This window comes from Micromonospora sp. NPDC023888, from assembly GCF_040639415.1.
Classification (GTDB): domain Bacteria; phylum Actinomycetota; class Actinomycetes; order Mycobacteriales; family Micromonosporaceae; genus Micromonospora.
The window spans coordinates 43781-61968 of record NZ_JBEZZW010000005.1 but is presented as its reverse complement, the minus strand read 5'-3'; the positions used below and the strand labels follow the sequence as shown (position 1 = coordinate 61968).

12 protein-coding genes are annotated in these 18188 nt (G+C 70.6%); 2 read left to right on the top strand and 10 right to left on the bottom strand.

From position 1 onward, the window contains the following. Positions 1 to 9 precede the first annotated feature (9 nt). The gene (locus AB0F61_RS06090) at positions 10 to 1359 is read left to right on the top strand and encodes a hypothetical protein (protein ID WP_357803768.1); all 1350 of its coding nucleotides are present in this window, start codon (positions 10 to 12) and stop codon (positions 1357 to 1359) included. 103 nt (positions 1360 to 1462) lie between these two features. On the opposite strand, the gene AB0F61_RS06085 is transcribed toward AB0F61_RS06090, so the two are convergent. From AB0F61_RS06085 to AB0F61_RS06075, 3 genes are read right to left on the bottom strand one after another with little or no spacing between them, the layout of a single operon-like run. Then, the gene (locus AB0F61_RS06085) at positions 1463 to 3271 is read right to left on the bottom strand and encodes a PucR family transcriptional regulator ligand-binding domain-containing protein (RefSeq protein WP_357803766.1); all 1809 of its coding nucleotides are present in this window, start codon (positions 3269 to 3271) and stop codon (positions 1463 to 1465) included. Between the two features lie 38 nt (positions 3272 to 3309). Further along, positions 3310 to 4761 (bottom strand): argininosuccinate synthase, encoded by a 1452-nt coding sequence (gene argG, locus AB0F61_RS06080; RefSeq protein ID WP_357803765.1) that lies wholly within the window; start codon positions 4759 to 4761, stop codon positions 3310 to 3312. 47 nt (positions 4762 to 4808) lie between these two features. Next, positions 4809 to 5630, bottom strand: coding sequence for an RNA methyltransferase (locus AB0F61_RS06075; protein ID WP_357803763.1), 822 nt, complete (start codon positions 5628 to 5630; stop codon positions 4809 to 4811). Between the two features lie 118 nt (positions 5631 to 5748). Here AB0F61_RS06075 and AB0F61_RS06070 point away from each other — a divergent pair, with 118 nt between their 5' ends. Beyond that, complete coding sequence (locus tag AB0F61_RS06070; protein ID WP_357803761.1) at positions 5749 to 7596, top strand: thiamine pyrophosphate-requiring protein; 1848 nt, start codon at positions 5749 to 5751, stop codon at positions 7594 to 7596. A gap of 5 nt (positions 7597 to 7601) precedes the next feature. Here AB0F61_RS06070 and AB0F61_RS06065 read toward each other — a convergent pair whose 3' ends face one another. From AB0F61_RS06065 to AB0F61_RS06035, 7 genes are all read right to left on the bottom strand, one after another. After that, the gene (locus AB0F61_RS06065; protein ID WP_357803760.1) at positions 7602 to 9866 is read right to left on the bottom strand and encodes a transglycosylase domain-containing protein; all 2265 of its coding nucleotides are present in this window, start codon (positions 9864 to 9866) and stop codon (positions 7602 to 7604) included. Between the two features lie 26 nt (positions 9867 to 9892). Beyond that, positions 9893 to 10282: a hypothetical protein gene (locus AB0F61_RS06060; RefSeq protein ID WP_357803758.1), complete on the bottom strand. Its 390-nt coding sequence runs from the start codon at positions 10280 to 10282 to the stop codon at positions 9893 to 9895. Beyond that, on the bottom strand, positions 10279 to 13008 hold the full coding sequence (locus AB0F61_RS06055; protein WP_357803756.1) for a hypothetical protein: 2730 nt from the start codon (positions 13006 to 13008) through the stop codon (positions 10279 to 10281). Before AB0F61_RS06055 ends, AB0F61_RS06060 begins: the two co-directional genes overlap by 4 nt. Before the next feature lie 56 nt (positions 13009 to 13064). Then, positions 13065 to 14567 carry a class I SAM-dependent methyltransferase gene (locus AB0F61_RS06050; RefSeq protein ID WP_357803754.1) on the bottom strand — a complete coding sequence of 501 codons (1503 nt, stop codon included), beginning with the start codon at positions 14565 to 14567 and terminating at the stop codon, positions 13065 to 13067. Positions 14568 to 14580: 13 nt separating this feature from the next. Then, on the bottom strand, positions 14581 to 15582 hold the full coding sequence (locus AB0F61_RS06045) for an L-histidine N(alpha)-methyltransferase (RefSeq protein ID WP_357803752.1): 1002 nt from the start codon (positions 15580 to 15582) through the stop codon (positions 14581 to 14583). 223 nt (positions 15583 to 15805) lie between these two features. Continuing rightward, positions 15806 to 16801, bottom strand: a complete 996-nt coding sequence (locus AB0F61_RS06040; protein WP_357803750.1) for a hypothetical protein — start codon at positions 16799 to 16801, stop codon at positions 15806 to 15808. A gap of 552 nt (positions 16802 to 17353) precedes the next feature. Continuing rightward, on the bottom strand, positions 17354 to 18157 hold the full coding sequence (locus AB0F61_RS06035) for a hypothetical protein (RefSeq protein WP_357803748.1): 804 nt from the start codon (positions 18155 to 18157) through the stop codon (positions 17354 to 17356). Positions 18158 to 18188 lie beyond the last annotated feature (31 nt).

Below are 18188 nucleotides of genomic sequence, written 5' to 3'. Positions count from 1 at the left end.
GTATGGCGTGTGCCCAACGAGCAGCTCCGGCGGATGGACGCCTTCACCTTCCCGTCCTACTCGATCGACTTTGCCACCGGTGAGGTGTTGTTCGACTACGCGCTCACCGGTCCGGCCGGTGAGCAGCGGTTCACCGAGGTGATCACCCTTCCGCTGCCGGCGGAGCCGCCGTCGGACGAGACGGTGGCGACCCTCGGCCGGGTGCTGGAGGTGCTGCACCTGGTCGCCGGGGTCAGCTACTACAAGACCGCCGCGCCGCCCCGGCTGGTGCTGCCGGCGCCGCTGGGCGCGGCCACCGTCGACTACGTCACGGCCGTCTACACCAAGGGCCTCGCCGAGTACGCGTACCGCAACCAACTGCCGCACGTGCTCGAGCTGCGCCCGGAGGTGCCGGCCGGCTCACCGGACGCACCGCGCGTTCACGACGACTCCGATCGTCGTCCGCTCTCGGCGGTCGGCGGCGGCAAGGACTCGATCGTCAGCCTGGAGGCGCTGCGCCGGGCCGAGTTGGATCCGGTGCCGTTCTCGGTCAACCCGAACCACGTGATCGTCTCGGTGAACGAGGCGTCCGGACTGGTCCCGTTGGCCGCCCGTCGGCGGATCGACCCGGTGCTGTTCGACCTGAACGCGGCCGGCGCGCTGAACGGGCACATCCCGGTGACCGCGATCAACTCGCTGATCGCGGTGGCGACCGCGGTGCTGCACGGGCTGGGCCCGGTGGTGATGTCCAACGAGCGCTCGGCGTCCGACCCGAACCTGGTCTGGAACGGTCACGAGATCAACCACCAGTGGTCCAAGGGTGTCGAGGCGGAGGGGCTGCTGCGGGCGTCGCTGGCCGAGCACGCCGGCCTCACCGAACCGTACTTCTCGCTGCTGCGCTCGCTGTCCGAGCTGCACATCGCCCGACTGTTCGCCGAGTTCACCAGGTACGACGACGTGGTGACGAGCTGCAACGCCGCGTTCAAGCTGCGGGACGCGAGCGAGCGCTGGTGCCGTGACTGCCCGAAGTGCCGGTTCGTCTTCCTGGCGATGGCGCCGTTCATGCCGCGTGAGCGGATCACCCACATCTTCGGCGGCGATCTGCTCGCCGACCCGGAGCAGATCCCCGGCTACCGCGAGCTGCTCGGTGTGGACGGGCACAAGCCGTTCGAGTGCGTGGGCGAGGTCGAGGAGTCGGTGGTGGCCCTCGGTCTGCTCGCCGAACAGGACCAGTGGCGCGACGCCCCGGTGATCCGGGCCCTGGTCGACGCCGTCCCGGCGACGGCCTGGTCCGCGGTGGCCCACTCGGACGTCTTCACCCCGGGCGGCCCCAACCACATTCCCCCCACCTACGCCAAGGCCCTGACCCCCCTCCTCTGACCCGGTCCCCACCCGCCCGCGCCCGGTTGATCAAGAGGTTTGCGTCATGGTGCGCGAGATTTCTGACGCAAACCTCTTGATCACCGCAGGCGATGGGTGGGGGTTAGGGGGTTCGGACTGCTTCCAGGGCCAGCAGGGCTACGTGTAGGGAGAGGCTGGCCTCCACCGAGTCGAGGTCCACGTCGAGGATGCGGGCGATGCGAGCCAGTCGTTCGTAGAAGGCCGGTCGGGACAGGTGGGCGGCGGCAGCACCGGCGGACTTGTTGCGACCCTGATCCAGGTACGTGCGCAGGGTGTCGAGCAGCCGCTCCCGGGGGTGGCGGGCGTCGTACTCAAGCAGCGCGCCGAGTTCGCGCTCCACGAAGGTCTGCAACCGGGGCTCGTCGCGCAGCAGGTGCAGCAGCCCGGCCAGGCCGACGTGGGGCAGCCGGAAGATCGGCAGGTCACGCGGGTCCCGCCGGGCCGCCTCGGCGATCTGCCGCGCCTCGACCAGCGACCGCCGGGCCTCCCGCAGGGTGCCCACCCCCGATCCAGCGGCCACGATCACGGCACCTGGACCGACACCCCGGGATCCATCGACACCGATCGGCACAGGGGACGGATCGATACCGGCCGCCGTCCGTGCCGGGTCGCCGCCGGAGGATGCGCGACCGGCACCGGCGTCGAGGCGTACCCGACGTAGTGCGGTGGCGAACGCGGACAGTGCGCGGTCCTCGGCGGCCGGGTCGGTCAGGGCCAGCAGCACACCCACCGAATTGTCGTCCACCGCGCTGGTGAGCGCGGTCAGCTTCGCCTCACGCAGTGCCTGGCCGACCGCCTCGGACAGGTCGCGCAGCCGGGCGGGTGCGGCCTCCGGGCCGCTCTCCCCGGCCGGGTCCTCAGCCCGGTGTCGGACCATCACGCCCACCAGGTGCCGGCGGTCGAGCACCAGGCCGAGCGCCTTGGCCCGCAGCGCGACCTCGTCCACCGGTCGGGAGTGGTCGAGGAGCGCGGTGAGCAGGGTGCGGTGGATCTGCCGTTCCAGTCCTTCGGCGTCGCGGCGGATCAACCGGCCCAGCGCGAGGGTGGACGCGGCCCGCTCGATCAGGATGGTCAACCGGGTGGGCGGGCCGGCGGTCGGCTCGCTGGCCTGGGCGCTCGGCACGTCGCCGCTGGCCGGCCAGCGCAGCAACAGCCGCCCCCAGTCCTGCCCCCGGGCGCCGACGACCGTCACCAGCCAGCCGCTGTCCGGGTCGTACGCGGTCCGACCGGCTGGTCGGATCCGCCGGGAGTGCTGCTCCCAGCCGTCCAGCAGCAGCTCGGCGCTCTCCCCGGCCGGGTCGTACCCCAGCACCTGACGGGACAGGTTCTCCAACACCACGGGGCAACCGGACAGCTCGGCCGCCTGCCGGATCACCTCGGCGGTGTCGGCGCCCTCGACGGACAGGTCGTTGAAGCGTTGGTGGATCTCCTCGGTGGCGCGCAGCTCGGTGAGCTGCGCGTCGACGATCAGGGCGTGTACCGCCTCGGTGATCCGCACGAACGGGGTGGCGCGGCGCAGCTCCACCAGGGGCAGCCCGCGCCTCTCGGCGGCGGCGACCATCACCCGGGGCACCCCGCTGACGTAACGGCGGCCCAGCTCGACGACGAGGCCGGAGACGCCGACGTCGGCCAGGTCCCCGATGAACGCGCGGAGCCCGGCGTCGTCCCCGGGCAGGCCGATGCCGGTGGTGAGCACCAGCTCTCCGCCGCCGAGCAGGGTGGCGATGTCCGGCACCTCGGCGACGTGCACCCAGCGGACCGGCCGGTCCAGCCCGGCGTCCCCGGCGACCATGCGCGGTGCGCCGTGGCGGACCGGGTCCAGGGCGAGGACCTCACGCACGGTAGGGAACACGGCCGACACGCTACCCTCCGTGACGCCGGATCTCGACATTCGCCGGGCGACGTCACGGAGGGTCGGCGCGGGTTCGATCAGTCGACGCCGAACTCCATGGCGGCCCGGTCGAGTGCCTCGTCGTCGGCGGAGGCGACGCCCCGGGAGGCGATGGCTTCCGCGCCGCCCTCCGGCATCGCGCCGATCAGCCCGGTCGAGGCCGCCTGCGCGGCGCCGACCATCCGCTGCGGGGTGCCCCCGCCGACCATGCCGAGGTTGGCGTACTGCTCGAGCTTCGACCGGGAGTCGGCGATGTCCAGGTTGCGCATGGTGAGCTGGCCGATCCGGTCCGAGGGGCCGAACGCCGAGTCCTCGGTACGCTCCATCGACAGCTTGTCCGGGTGGTAGCTGAAGGCCGGGCCGGTGGTGTCCAGGATCGAGTAGTCCTCGCCCCGGCGCAGCCGCAGGGTCACCTCGCCGGTGACCGCCGTGCCGACCCAGCGCTGCAACGACTCGCGCAGCATCAGCGCCTGCGGGTCCAGCCAGCGACCCTCGTACATCAGCCGGCCCAGGCGGCGGCCCTCGTTGTGGTAGTTCGCCAGGGTGTCCTCGTTGTGGATGGCGTTGACCAGCCGCTCGTACGCGTAGTGCAGCAGCGCCATGCCGGGCGCCTCGTAGATGCCGCGGCTCTTGGCCTCGATGATCCGGTTCTCGATCTGGTCCGACATGCCGAGGCCGTGCCGGCCGCCGATGGCGTTGGCCTCCAGCACCAGGTCGACGGCGTTGCCGAACTCCTTGCCGTTGATCGTCACCGGGCGGCCCTGGTCGAAGCCGATGGTGACGTCCTCGGTCGGGATCTCCACCGCCGGGTCCCAGAACCGGACGCCCATGATCGGGCTGACCGTCTCGATGCCGGTGTCGAGGTGCTCCAGGGTCTTCGCCTCGTGCGTGGCGCCCCAGATGTTGGCGTCGGTGGAGTACGCCTTCTCGGTGCTGTCCCGGTAGGGCAGGCCGCGTTCGAGCAGCCACTCCGACATCTCCTTACGCCCACCCAACTCGGTGACGAAGGCGGTGTCGAGCCACGGCTTGTAGATGCGCAGCATCGGGTTGGCCAGCAGGCCGTACCTGTAGAACCGCTCGATGTCGTTGCCCTTGAACGTCGAGCCGTCGCCCCAGATCTGGACGTCATCGGAGATCATCGCCCGTACCAGCAGGGTCCCGGTCACGGCCCGGCCGAGCGGAGTGGTGTTGAAGTACGCCCGTCCGCCCGAGCGGATGTGGAAGGCCCCGCAGGTCAACGCCGCCAGGCCCTCCTCGACGAGGGCGGCGCGGCAGTCGACGAGCCGGGCGACCTCGGCGCCGTAGCTGAGCGCGCGGCCGGGCACCGAGTCGATGTCGGGCTCGTCGTACTGGCCGATGTCGGCGGTGTAGGCGCAGGGCACTGCGCCCTTGTCGCGCATCCACGCGACCGCGACCGAGGTGTCGAGGCCGCCGGAGAAGGCGATGCCGACACGTTCGCCGGTGGGCAGGGAGGTGAGAACCTTGGACACGGGGAAAATTATGCAACAGAGCGCATGGACATGCAAGCCGTGGTGAATTAATCGCCGCCGTCGAGCGGATCGTCGCGCCCCAGCTCCCAGAACGCGACAGCCGCGGCGGCGGCGACGTTCAACGAATCCACCCCGCGTCGCATCGGAAGCCGCACCCGTACGTCACTGGCGCTCTGCGCCGCGCCGGTCAACCCGGGGCCCTCGGCACCGAACAGCAGCGCCGCCCGTGCCCGCTGGGCCGGGGAGAGCCGCTGCATCGGCAACGCCTCCGCCGCCGGGGTCAACGCCAGCACCGTGAAGCCGGCCTCCCGCACCTGCTCCAGGCCCGCCGGCCAGTGGCTGAACTTGGCGTACGGGACCGCGAACACCTCGCCCATGCTGACCCGGACACTGCGCCGGTAGAGCGGATCGGCACAGGTCGGCGACAACAACACCCCGTCGATGCCGAGCGCGGCGGCACCCCTGAAGACGGCACCCAGATTTGTGTGGTTGTTGATGTCCTCCAGGATCACCACCCGGCGCGCGGCGGCGAGCACCTCGTCCGCCGTGGGCAGCGGCCGGCGGTGGAACGACGCCAGCACCCCCCGGTGTACGTGGAAGCCGGTGGCCCGCTCCAGCACGTCCTGCGTCGCGGCGTAGACCGGCGCGTCGCCGGTGTCGAGGTCGGCGAGCTGGTCGATCCGCTTGGCGTCGACGAGGTACGACCGGGCCGGGTAGCCGGCCCGCAACGCCCGGCGCAGCACCAGCTCCCCCTCGGCGATGAACAGGCCGTGCGGCGGCTCCCAGCGGGTGCGCAGTTCGACGTCGGTGAGCGCACGGTAGTCGGCGATGCGGTCGTCGTCAGGGTCGGTGATCTGGTGGACGGGCACCCGACGATTCTGCCGGACGGCGCACCTCGCCCACCGATGCCCACCCGTGGGGTGTTTTGTCCCGAGGAGAAGGGGAACGACCGGCGGAGTAGCGGACCCGACGGGAAGGACCAGCCAGGTGAGCACAGAGCACACCGGACCGGGCGAAGCCGGCGCTCTCCCCCGGCACCCCACCGTCGCGGACCACATCGTCTCGCGACTGTTCAGTTGGGGCGTACACCGCTACTTCGGCTACCCCGGCGACGGCATCAACGGCCTGACGTCCGCGCTGCAACGCACAACCGGTCGCGCCCAGTTCATCCAGGTCCGCCACGAGGAGACCGCGGGCTTCGCCGCGTCGGCGCACGTCAAGTACGGCGGCGGGCCGCTGGGCTGCGCCCTGGTGACCAGCGGCCCCGGCGCCATCCACCTGCTCAACGGCCTGTACGACGCCAAGCTCGACCACCAACCGGTGATCGCCCTGGTCGGGCACACCGCGACCACCGCCGAGGGCGGCGGCTACTACCAGGAGGTCGACCTGCTCGCCCTCTACAAGGACGTGGCGGCCGCGTTCCTCGCTCAGCTCGACCACCCGGCACAGGTACGCCACCTGGTGGACCGGGCGTGCCGCACCGCGTTGGCCCGGCGTACGGTCACCGCCCTGATCCTTCCCCTGGACATCCAGGACGAGCCGGCCATCCCGGACCCGCCCCACGCGCACGGCTACTACCACACCAGCAACGTCCCGAGCAGCACGCCGACGGTGCCGCCGGAGGCCGACGTGCGCCGGGCGGCGGAGGTGCTGCGCGGCGGGCAGCGGGTGGCCATGCTCGTCGGGCAGGGCGCGCTGGGCGCGCAGGAGGAGGTCCGCGAGATCGCCCACCGACTCGGCGCCGGGGTGGCCACCGCCCTGCTCGGTTTCACAGTCGTCGACCATCGCGAACCGTGGGTCACCGGGGCGATCGGGCTGCTGGGCACCCGACCGAGCTGGCAGTTGATGAGCGGCTGCGACCGACTGCTGATCGTGGGCAGCAACATGCCGTACTCGGAGTTCTACCCGCCGCCCGGACAGGCCCGCGCGGTGCAGATCGACCTGGACGGCACCCAGCTCGGGCTGCGGTACCCGACCGAGGTGAACCTGACCGGCGACGCCCGCCCCACGTTGCGGGCTCTGCTGAACGAGCTGGGCCCCGGCCCCGGGCCGACCGCCTGGCGGGCGGAGATCGCCGAGGCCACCTCCGCGTGGCGTCGCGTGCAACGCGACCTTGCCGAACAGACCGCCGACCCGGTCAACCCGCAGTTGCTCTTCCACACCCTCAATGAGCGGCTGCCCGACGACGTCCTGCTCGCCGTCGACTGCGGCACCACCACCGCCTGGTACGCCCGCCACCTCCAGGTCCGCCCGGGGATGCTGGCCAGCCTGTCCGGCACCCTGCTGTCCATGGGCGGTGCCATGCCGTACGCGCTGAGCGCCAAGTTCGCCCACCCGGACCGGCCGCTCGTCGCGCTGATCGGTGACGGCGCCATGCAGATGAACGGCGTCAACGAGCTGATCACCGTGGCGAAGTACTGGCGCGGCTGGGCCGACCCTCGGTTCGTGGTGCTGGTCCTGAACAACAGGGATCTGGCGTTCGTCAGCTGGGAGCAACGTTCCACGGAGGGCACGCCGATGTTCCCGGACAGCCAGCAGTTGCCGGACATCGCCTACCACCAGTGGGCCCAGGTGCTCGGGCTGCACGGTGAGCTGGTCGACTCCCCGGAGCAGGTGCCCGGGGTCTGGGACCGGGCGCTCGCCGCCGATCGACCGGTGGTCATCAACGCCCTGGTCGACCCGGCCGAGCTGATGCTGCCGCCGCACTTCACAGTCGAACAGGCCCGCAAGACCGCGGCGGCGGTGCTGCGCGGCGACACCGACTGGGCCGGGATCATCCGCCGCGGCATCCCGTCGACGCTCGCCAGCTACCGCCCCCGCCGCCGCGACCGCTGAGACCGTCAGCCGCGGCGGTCGAGCCAGCGTTGCAGGGCCGAGCGCGGGTCCTCGGTGGGTGGCTCCCGACGGTCCGGGACCGCGGGACGCTCCACCGGGCGGTGCGGGTCGCCGGCCAACTCGTGGCTGGGCGCCACGAACGCCTTCTCCGGCTGACCCTGCACGGCGGTGGCGATGACCCGGGCCACCGCGTCGATCACCTTGCTCTGCACCCCCGAACCCACCGAGTCGGCCGGGTCGTCGGGGTTGGCGGCGATGCCGGCCACCGCTACCTGCGGGGTGAAACCGACGAACGTCTCGGTGGAGTTCTGCTCCGAGCTGCCCGTCTTACCGGCCACCGGCCGGCCGTCGAGGATGTCGTTCACTCCGGTGGCGGTGCCGCCGTTGCACTGCCCGAACGCCGACTGCTGGCCCACCGGGCAGCGCGCGGCGTCGGTCGCGGCACGGGCGACGTCGGCGTCGAGGACCCGCTTGCAGGACGGCTGCCCCACCGGCACCTTCTCGCCGTTCGCCGCGGTCACCGAGACCACCGGCACCGGCGTGCAGTAGGTGCCCTCGGCGGCCACCGTGGCGTACGCGTTGGCCAGGTCCAGCGGGGTGGTGGCGGCCACGCCGAGGGTGAACGAACCCCAGTTCGCGGCGTTGTTCTTCGCGAAGGCGGCGTCCGAGTCGGCGCGGAAGGTGATGCCGAGCCGCTGCGCCATCTCGACCACCTTGTCCTGGCCGACCTGCTCGGCCAACCAGACGAAGTAGGTGTTCACCGAGCGGCCGAAGCCGTCCCACATCATCCGGTACCCGTCCATCCAGTCCGGGTTGGCGTTCGCCGGGCACCAGTGGCCGGCACAGGTGCCCGGGCCCTCGGCGGCGTACCGGGTGGGCAGCTTGGCGGGCGCGTCGAAGCCGGTGGAGAGGGTACGGCCCGACTCCAGCGCGGCGAGCATGGTGAACAGCTTGAACGTCGAACCCGCCTGGTACCCGTCGACGCTGGCTCCGCCGGAGATCAACGGGTTGACGGTGTTGGGGTGGTTCGGCTGCCCGCCCGGGTTGTCGGCCAGGCTGTAGTGCCGGTTGACCGCCATCGCCAGCACCTGCCCGGTGCCCGGCTGGACCGCCGCGATCGGCAGGGCTCGCTTGTTGTCGTAGGAGTAGACCTTGGTGGCCTGCTGCTGCGCGGTGGCCTGGATCTTCGGGTCCAGCGAGGTGACCACCGTGTAGCCCCCGGAGCGCAGCGCCTGCTCGCGCTCCGCGACGGTCGCCCCGAACGCCGGCTGGGCGACCCACCAGCGCCGCAGGTAGTCACAGAAGTAACCCCAGTCGTCGTGCCCCTGGGACACGGCGGTGCAGCCGTTGGGCTGGGCGGTGGGGTGCAGGGTCAACGGCTCCGCCTTGGCCTGGGCGGCCTGCGCGGCCGTGATCGCGCCGGTGGCCACCATCGAGTCCAGCACGTACGACCGACGGGCCAGCGCCGCGTCCTTGTCGCCGCTGATCGGGCTGTACGCGTCCGGGGACTGCACCAGGCCGGCGAGCAGCGCCGACTCGGCCAGGGTCAGCAGGGCCGGCTGCTTGCCGAAGTACCGCTGGCTGGCCGCCGCGATCCCGTACGCGCCGGAGCCGAAGTAGGCGATGTTCAGGTACCGGTCGAGGATCTCGTCCTTGCCGAGGCTCTTGTCCAGCGCGCTCGCGTACCGGATTTCCTGGATCTTGCGCCCGACGGTGGGGTCGGTGGCGGCGGCGCGCTCCTCGGCCGTGCGGGTGGGGTCGGTCTTGAGGACGTTACGGACGTACTGCATGGTGAGCGTCGAGCCGCCCTGCTCGGTGCCGCCGCCCTTGACGTTGGCGACAAGTGCCCGGGCCAGGCCGCGCAGGTCCGCCCCACCGTGGTCGTAGAAGCGCCGGTCCTCGGCCGCCACGATCGCCTGCCGCATCACCGGGGCGATCTCCGACAACGGGACGTCGGTGCGGTTCACGTCGTAGAACGTGGTGATCAGCGTCTTGCCGTCGTTGGCGTAGAGGTACGAGCGCTGCGGAGTGGCCGGGGTCTTCAGCGAGGCCGGCAACGCGGCGTACGACCCGAGCGCGGCGCGGGCGCTGAGCCCGAGCAGCAGGTTGCCCGGGAGCGCGGCGACTGCCAGGGCAAGCCCGGCCAACACGCCGGCGAGCAGCACGGTGAACAGCCGCGACAGCGGCGAGCGGGAGGCGGCCATGCTCCCCAGGATTGCCACGACGTGTCGAAATCGGCCAGCCTGGGCGGCAATTGTCAGGCAATTCACCGCCAACCGTGGCAGCGGTCCGACCGTCAACCACCCAGTACGCCGCTCCACCGGATGAACCCGGGCAACAGGAGCACGGCGCACACCAGCGCCAGAACCGTCATCGTCAACGGCAGCCGTGCGCGCCGCAACGCCCGGCGCAGGTACTCCTGTCGGATCTCCTGCTTCTCGGGCTCGCTGAAGTCCCGATCGATGTACAGGTCGGCGTCGCGTTCGGCCGCCTGGAACAGGTGCGCCGCCCAGGTCAGGAAGCCGGCCGCGATCACCCAGAGCGCCGAATCCAACGCGATCTTGCCGGTGGAGACGTCAGTGCCCGGGGGGCCGGTGGAGACGGACGTCAGCATGTTGATCCCAGCTCCGGCGAAGAGCCCGGCAAGGAAGTTCAGCGTCGACGGCGCTGGCACCGCGATGCTCACGAGCCGCCGTCCGATCCCGCGTCCGGCCACGGCAGATCCGGCCAGGCGACGCCGCAGACCTTACGTCCGAGCTTGTCGATCTGCTCCAGCGACTCTCGGTCGGCATGCTCGTCCAGGCGGCTGGTCAGCTTCGCGAGCTGAGCCCGGTAGGACAGATGCTCCTCGATCACCCTTTCCACCGCCGGCGTCCGCATCGGTCCGTCGCGCTTGGCGATCCGTTCGCGGATGGTCCCCTCGATCTGCTCGCATCCCTTCTGCCAGGCACGCAGATCGCGGCTGCTCAGGGTCGCACCATTGGAGGACGACGCGGCAGTCTCCGGCACCACGGCCACCTCCGAAGGCTCGGACGGCTCCGGCCGACCCTGGTTGATGACGTCGCCGAACAGTTTCAGGCTCTCCAACTGCACGATCCGCCACACGATGTCCGCGAGCTGGGCGGCCACGAAGGGAATGCGCAGCCGTTCCTCGGGCGCGGTGGACAGCAGCGCCGGGCTCTTCCGCTCGGTGGCGATTCGGTGGAACAGCGTCTTGAGGTGTTCCCGGGTGCCGTTGGCGGCTCCGGTGCAGAGCAGCGTCGCCTCCAGCACCTGAGCCATGTCGATCTCCCGCCCCTCGGTGGTCCACTCCCCCTCGCGACCCATCAGCCGGGCATGCGCGGTCTTCATCTCCGGCCGCATCTGCACCCTGGCGCGCACCAGGGCGCTGAGGCACATGGCGGTGGTGGCCTCCTCGCGGTTCCAGGAGCCGGTGCCGCTGCGCCACCAGTTGTCGAACGGCCCACCCTCGGCCACCGGCCGCAGGAGCCAGTTGCACGCGTCCCGGACCACCGGGTGGTCCACACGCAGGTTCGCCTGGCACAGACCGAGGACCACCCGCGCGGTCACCCACGGCACCCGGGCCGGGTAGAAGTTGCCGTCCTCCTCCTGGGCCTCGCGGGCCACCTCGACCAGCCGGTCGATCCGTTTCTGGTCCTGGTGGACGGCCGGCGCGGAGCCCTCGAAACCGAGCAGGAGACCGAGCACCCAGCTGCGGTACATCCGCCCGGTGTCCAGTTGCTCGGCGGGCATGCCGGCGAGGTGCGGCGCCGGCCCGAAGATCGCGTCTTCCTTCGCCATCGACTGCCGGATCTCCTCGAAGTCGGCATAGTCGGCTGTCACACCGTCCACGGGCTCGGGCAGGCCGCAGTCGGGCGCGTCGTAGCTCCAGCGGGTCCGCACCTGGCCGGCGATCTTCAACCAGGAGTCGACATGGTTGAGCTGGTTGAGCGCGCTCGCGGCGAAGACGGCGGCCCCGGAATTGTCCCCCCAGGACGGGTCGTCGGCGCTTCGTTTCCGCATCGTCCGGCCGAGCCGGATCAGCGTTTCCCAGGTGCTCAGCAGGTGCAGCGTCTCGGTACGCGCCGTGTCCGGCGAGACGAGCTGGTCCAGCCGGCTCAGCGTCGCCTTCATCAAGCGCTCGCCCCCGCGCTGCAGGTGCAGCCACACGTTGCGCTCGGGGCTGTTCCACCGGCGGGCGGCGTCCCAGTGCTGGCAGGCGTGGTTCATCACGAGCTGCGCCCGGCGGCGGGAGCCGATCAAATACGCGCCGTCGATCTGGTAGATGAGGCCGTCGTCACGCAACCGCTGCAGCGTCGCCCGTAACGGACCCGCCTCCCGGGCGGCCATCTGCAGCTCCAGGACGCCCAGGCAGGCCACGCGGTACAGCACCTCGCGCTGGTCGTCGCTCGTCATCTGCCGGGTGTAATACACCTCCAGGTCCGCCTCGGTCGGCACGGTGCCGCGAACGCCGTAGAGGTCGATCGCGGTCAACGCGATGTGCACGTCGTCCTGGGCCAGCCGCCGGAGCGTCGGCCAGTGCGCCTCGCTGATGCTGTTTTCCACAAGCAGTTGGCTGATCAACGACCGTCCCTCGGCGAGGACCTGGCGCAGCTCGCGTGTGGGTTCTCCGCCAGCGAGGTTGGGGCCTGCCGACTTCCAGCTCGTGGCGAGCACCTGCACCTGGAGCCCGAAATCCGAGCGCAGCCGGGTCACACAGTCGAACAACTCGTTGAGCACCAGCGGGTTCGCGTGCAGGTTCTCCAGGACGAGCAGGTAACGGCCGGTGCGACTACGCGACTGCTCCAGCAGGGCCAACACGATCGACTCTGGACCGTCGGCCGGGTCGGCGAGGTTGAGCCACACGACGCCGTCGTCGGCGGCGAGCCGCTTGTCGGCGACGTTCGCCACAAGTGCCGACTTCCCGCAGCCGTGCTCGCCGATCACCACCACGTCCCGGCCGGCCTCGAGCTGCTGTTCCACCTGGGTGGAGCTGTCGGTCAACCGGTCCAGCCGGGCGTAGTACTCCATCGCGCTGGCCGAGGGCGGCTCGGCGTGCCCGACCCGCCGGGGCTGCCAGCCGGAGGCGAACGGATCCTTCTGCAGGGCGTACGAGAGCAGCACCAGCGGCGTGACGCCGTGCTGTGCTGCCCCGAAGGCGGCGGCCCGGACGACCTTCTCGGAGAGGCGCACCTCGGTGGTGTGCCCCATCGCCTCCACCCGGATGAGCAACTCGTGCCCCACGCCTTCGCGGAACTCCGGCGAGGCGCTGACGACCCGCAGCGCGGCGGGCCGCTCGTCCAGCATGGCGGTCTGGGCGTTGAGGTCCTTGTGGGCCGCGATGAGCAACTCGTACGCGCCCACCTTGGGGCTGAGAGCGTTGACGGCCGGCCAGGGCGAATAGTCGGGCACCGACCCCCCCTTCGGCGATCACCGTGGGTCAACGAGGTCACCACGACATGTTGATGCTAACCGCCAGTCCCTCCGCTGTCGCAGGGCAGGTCCACGCGCAGTTGGAGGTACTGGGTCCGCACCAACTCACCGTCGACGGCCTTGACGTCCGATTCGGACACTTGGAAACCACCCCGGCTGAACGCCGCCCGCACCTCCTCGGCGTCACCGAGGTCGTGGCTGGCCATCCGGGTCGCATAGCGGCGGGCAGCCTCGGCGAGATCGTCGAGTTCCACCGAGAGCAGTCCACGCCAACCAGCGGCCCGTTCCCGGAACCTGAGCTCGAAGTCGTCCACGAGATCGGACACCCGGTGGCGGCCGTCCTGCTCGTCGTCGTCCCTCGGCCACTCGTTACCAGGATGCAGCCGGACGGTGGTGATCACCGAGCCGCCCGGGTTCAGCAGCGCGGACCAGCTGTCGATCACCGCGTCCGCCGAGGCGCGGTTGAAGCGGGTCAGGAAGGCGTCGGCCAACACCAGGTCGAACCGGCCGTCCTCGACGAGCCGGGCAACCGCGTCGGGAGAGGTCACGTCGGCCTGGTGCACCTGGACTCGGGCACCGATCTGCTTGGCGTACCAGGCGCAGGCCAGTAGTGGTGTCTGGCATTTGTCGAGCACGTGCACGTCCAGGTCGGCGGGGATGGTGCCGATCGCCGACCGAACCGCCTCCAGCAGGAAGGCGAGGAGGGTGTAGTCGGCGGTCCCGCTGATCATCACCCGGCGCGCGCCCCCGCGGATCGCCTCGGTCAACTGGTGCGCGTAGAACTCGGCGTGCCACTGCGGGCTGCTGACCATGTCGAACAGGCGCAGGTACTGCCACGACTGGTGGTACCAGGAGCAATTGGTCTTGTCCAGGTGCGACGGCCCGCAGGACATCGGCGCCATCGCGTACAACATGTTGGCCGACTGGAGCAGCCAGCGGGTGAGCTCGGGGCCGGATCGACGTCGCCGGCCCCGGTCGGGGAGGCAGGACCGGCTCATCAGACGATCCCAGAGCAGGCGGGCCCGATCCACCTCCTCGGAGTGTCCACTGACCACCCAGGACGCCAGACCGTCCCCGCCCACCTCCTGCCGGACCACCACCTGGCCATCGATCAGCCACATGTCGGTCATCGGCACCAACGGGGCCTCACCGGCGATGAACACCGGCACCATGACCGCGTCCAGATCGTGCTCACGGTCCTCGGCCAACTGCTTGTCGATGTCCCCCGTGCCCACGTCCTCCCCCGGCACGAGGTACATGCGGCGCACCGTCACGCGCCGCGCCAGTTGGCGGAACATCGCCCGGGAGAACGGATCGGCGGGACGACCGGCAGTGGTGTACGGGACGATCTGGCACAGCTCGTCGTGCACCCCGGAGACCAGCCCCTGCACCAACTCGTCCATCGCCGCACCGGGTAGCCGCACACAGTTGGGGTCGGTCCCCTCGTAGGAGGCCCGATAGAAGAGGCTGGCCCGACGCGCCCGGTCGATCAGGTCGGCAGGCGAGACGCTTCCAGGCGCCCCCTTTCGCTCGGTCATGTCCGGCACTCCCTCACCCTCGCGACGCCGTGATCACCAAATGGTGGCTCCCGGGCGCCAACGCGGCGTGCCGGATATGCCAACCTGCGTCCCGGACGGCGGCAATGACGTCGGGATAGCTGAACCTGCGCGACTGGAAGCAGCGGATGCGATGACCGGCCGGCAGCGGTGTGCCGTCCAGGACTCCGGGTCGTCGCAGCACTGCCTCGCCGGTCACCGCCCCGTCCCTCCAGCTCAGGACGAAAGCCAGGTCGACCTCGGTCAGGCCGGCGGCGAGCAGCGGCTCCAGGGCCGCGGTGCGGAACTCCGGGCACCGGTACGGCGCCAGCACCGTCTCCGCCGGCTCGTCCGGCCGCCCCACCACGACGCTCAGCACGAGCACGTCGTGCGGGCGCAGCGAGGCCCGGATGTTGGCCAGGGCGACGGTCGGGCATTCCAGATTGCCGAGGGTGTGCCCGAGCAGGCAGGCGACCACCGGTTCGGGGCCGGGCCGCCAGCGCTCGACGCCCGTGGACGCGCCAGACTCGATGTCCCACACGTAGGAGTCAACGCTCATCTGCCCGGCCGCGAAGTGGGCCAACCGGTGACAGGCGATGGCGAGCAGGGTGGCGCTGAAATCCAACGCGAGGTACCGCCGACAGGGGTGGCCAAGGCTGGTCAGCCGGTTGAGGAAGGCGCTGCTGCGCTTGCCGTTGCCCGGGCCGATCTCCGCCACCGCCAGCGCGCCGGCGGTCAGCGTCCGGGCGGCCAACAGGGCTTCGGCTTCGTGCCGGGCGGAGACGAGCATGCTCAGGTAGTCGTCGGTGCGGGCGTACGCGTCGTGGGTGTGGGCGGCACTTCCGGCGTACGCGAACTTGAGTGGCAGCTGGCCGGCGTGGATGGCCGCCAACGCGGCGCGGCGGTGCCGCTCACACTCGAAGTGCGGTGACCGGCACCGACCCGCGTCACGGGCCGAACCGGATTGCGCTCGCAGGTTGACGGCACCCGTGCCCGCCGCACCGATCGTTTCCGCCACAACGCCCTCCGACGAAGTCAGAGCTGCCGTCGACCCGATAGTAGGGCAATGACGCAGGACAATGGCTCGTTTGCCGCCTGGTTGTTTCACGATCTGCAAGCACCGCACCTCCTTTGCTAGGACTAGCAGACATAAAGGCCCACCACCACCGGCCATCAGACTGCGTTATCCGACCGAACGGCTATCTCCCGTCACCCGAGCGTAAATATCGTCTCGGGCCGGCTCAGTCCGCGCTGGCGCTGCGGTTGCGCAACTGCTGCACGGCGGCGCGGGCCGCCGTGGTGAACGTCGGCGCGGTGAACTGGTGCCGCTGCCAGTCGCCGTGCAGCCCGCCGATGTCGTCCACCCCCTCCTCCACCAGCAGCACCATGTACTTGCTGAAGGCGAGGGCGGCACCTTTCTCTTCGATCAGCCAGGCGCTGGTCGCGAACTTCTCTCCGGGTTCGGCGAACTGCCGGGCGCGCGTCATTAACGAGACGAAGAACTCGCACTCGCGAATCCGGTTCAGTACCGCCATTCCGACGTACCCGTCCGCGGCCCGACCGGTGATCACGGTGAAACCGTGGTCCTCCAACAATCCACTGAGGCCCCGGACGTACCCGTCTTCCTCCTTGAACCGGTACGACAGGAAAACGGTGTTGCTGGCGACCTTCGGCCGGACCAGGCCCGGGTCGGGCCGGACGTGCTCCAGAATGCGTACCTGATCGACGTCGTCGACGAGCTGTTCCAATTCGTTGTCGCCGCTGCTTGTCGCCCGGTCACGCACCTCGTCGATGAGCCGGTCCGCCCGGGATTTGCTGGTGGCGAGCAGCCGGAACGCCTGGCAGTTGGTCAGGACCACGTCGGCCTCCGCCGCCAGCATTCCGGGCGGGGTCCGCTTGTCGAGCGTGAAGGCATCGCGAAGGCGGCCCCGATCTCCGTGGTAGAACGTCACCGCCTGCTTCTCCACCTGAGCCAGATCGACATAGAGCACCGCGGCGGCCCCCTCGCCCGTCTGGGTGAGGACGAATCGGCCGGCCTGCGCCAGATCGGTGCTGAGCGGATCGACGACGATCACGTCGAATGTGCCCACTGCCGCCTCGCGGGCGGCGTCGGCGAGGCTCTCGACCGCGACCACCCGCTCCACCAGTGGGCTGGTGGTCAGTTCATCGTAGAGCCGCCCCGCAGCGGCGTTATCACTATCGCAGAGCAGCACGGTCAATCGGGGAAGCGCAGCCACGATATTGCTCCATGAATGTCGACATCGCCGGGGAATTGAGCACCAATGGTGGCATGGTCCGTCGACGGATCACCTCCACGTTGCGTCCGCCGACAATGACCAAACGGACCCGTCCCACGCCGTTGGGATGGGGCGGCATGGGCTGTGTGCTTTCCCGGGTCACACGCCTGGAGTGCGGGTAGATCCCCGCCCGGCGGAGTAAGTGTCGCGGCGATTGGACATATGTTCGACCACTGCCGTGGCGTCACCCGGACCGCCGAGATGCGCTTTCACCTGCGACGGCGCGTCGTCGTGTGCGGCGGCACCCGGTTGGACTCGCCGTCCGCCGCGATCCCGTCCGTCACCTCGCCGCTATCGACGGGGATGGTGACGACGTCGACAACGGCAGCCGGCGGACCGCACCAGCCGGCGCAGAGGTCAAGGATCCGACAGTTCGGGGGACGACCATTTCCGTCGATGCGCAGTTCGACGGACAACGTCTTTTCGTCGTACCCGGTGAACCGTCGCCGGACGCCGTCGCCGGACGGCCGTGGCCGGTTTCCGCCGAACGGATCAGGCGGCGGAAATGGGGCCCCCGGGGGCAGTGGGTGGCGGGACCGGAGTGGAGAGGCTGGCGCTGGCCGCGTCGCGGGCGGTTTCCCGGGGCATCAGGCGGCCGGAGCGGTAGCCGATGCCGATGCCGGCGATCAGCACGAAGATCGCACCGAACGTCTGGAGCGAACCGATCAGCGCACCGCCGAGGCCGAGCAGGGGCGCGGCGATGATCAGCATGACGCCGTCGCCGAGGCTGAAGGTGCCCGAGCGCGCCACCGCCCACCCGGTGAGGAACCAGCCCACGCTGTAGAAGGTCGCGCCGAGCAGGACCAGCGACCGCGCGGTGGTCCCGAAGACGGGCGTCTGCTCGGCGAGCCCGGCGAAGGGCAGCATCAGTACGGTGCCGGCGATGCTCACCAGCAGCCCGGCGGCTGCCACCCGGCGGCTGCGGGTCGCCGCCAGCAGCCCGGTGAGGGCCAGCAGCGCGAGCAGGCCGAGCCAGACCGCGGCCACCCAACCGATCAGGTACACCGCCTGGCCGTCGGCCGGGTAGGGGTCGTTGCCCACCCCGCCGTCACTGGCCATCGCCACCGCGCCGTAGAGGATGGCGTACGCGGGCAGCAGCCACACGGCAGCACGCGCGAACCGGCGCACCGACCAGGCCCAGCTGGCGTTCGTGGCCGGGGCACCCGGGGTCGGCTCGCCGACGAACGGCAGCACGCCGAACCCGCCACCGGTGCTGCGGGATCCCAGTGGGGCGAGCGGGTCGTGCGCGCCGGGCACCGGGGCCGAGGACCACATCCGATTCGCCGGATCCTTCATGCGTCACCTCGCTTGTCCACGAGTGGTGCGA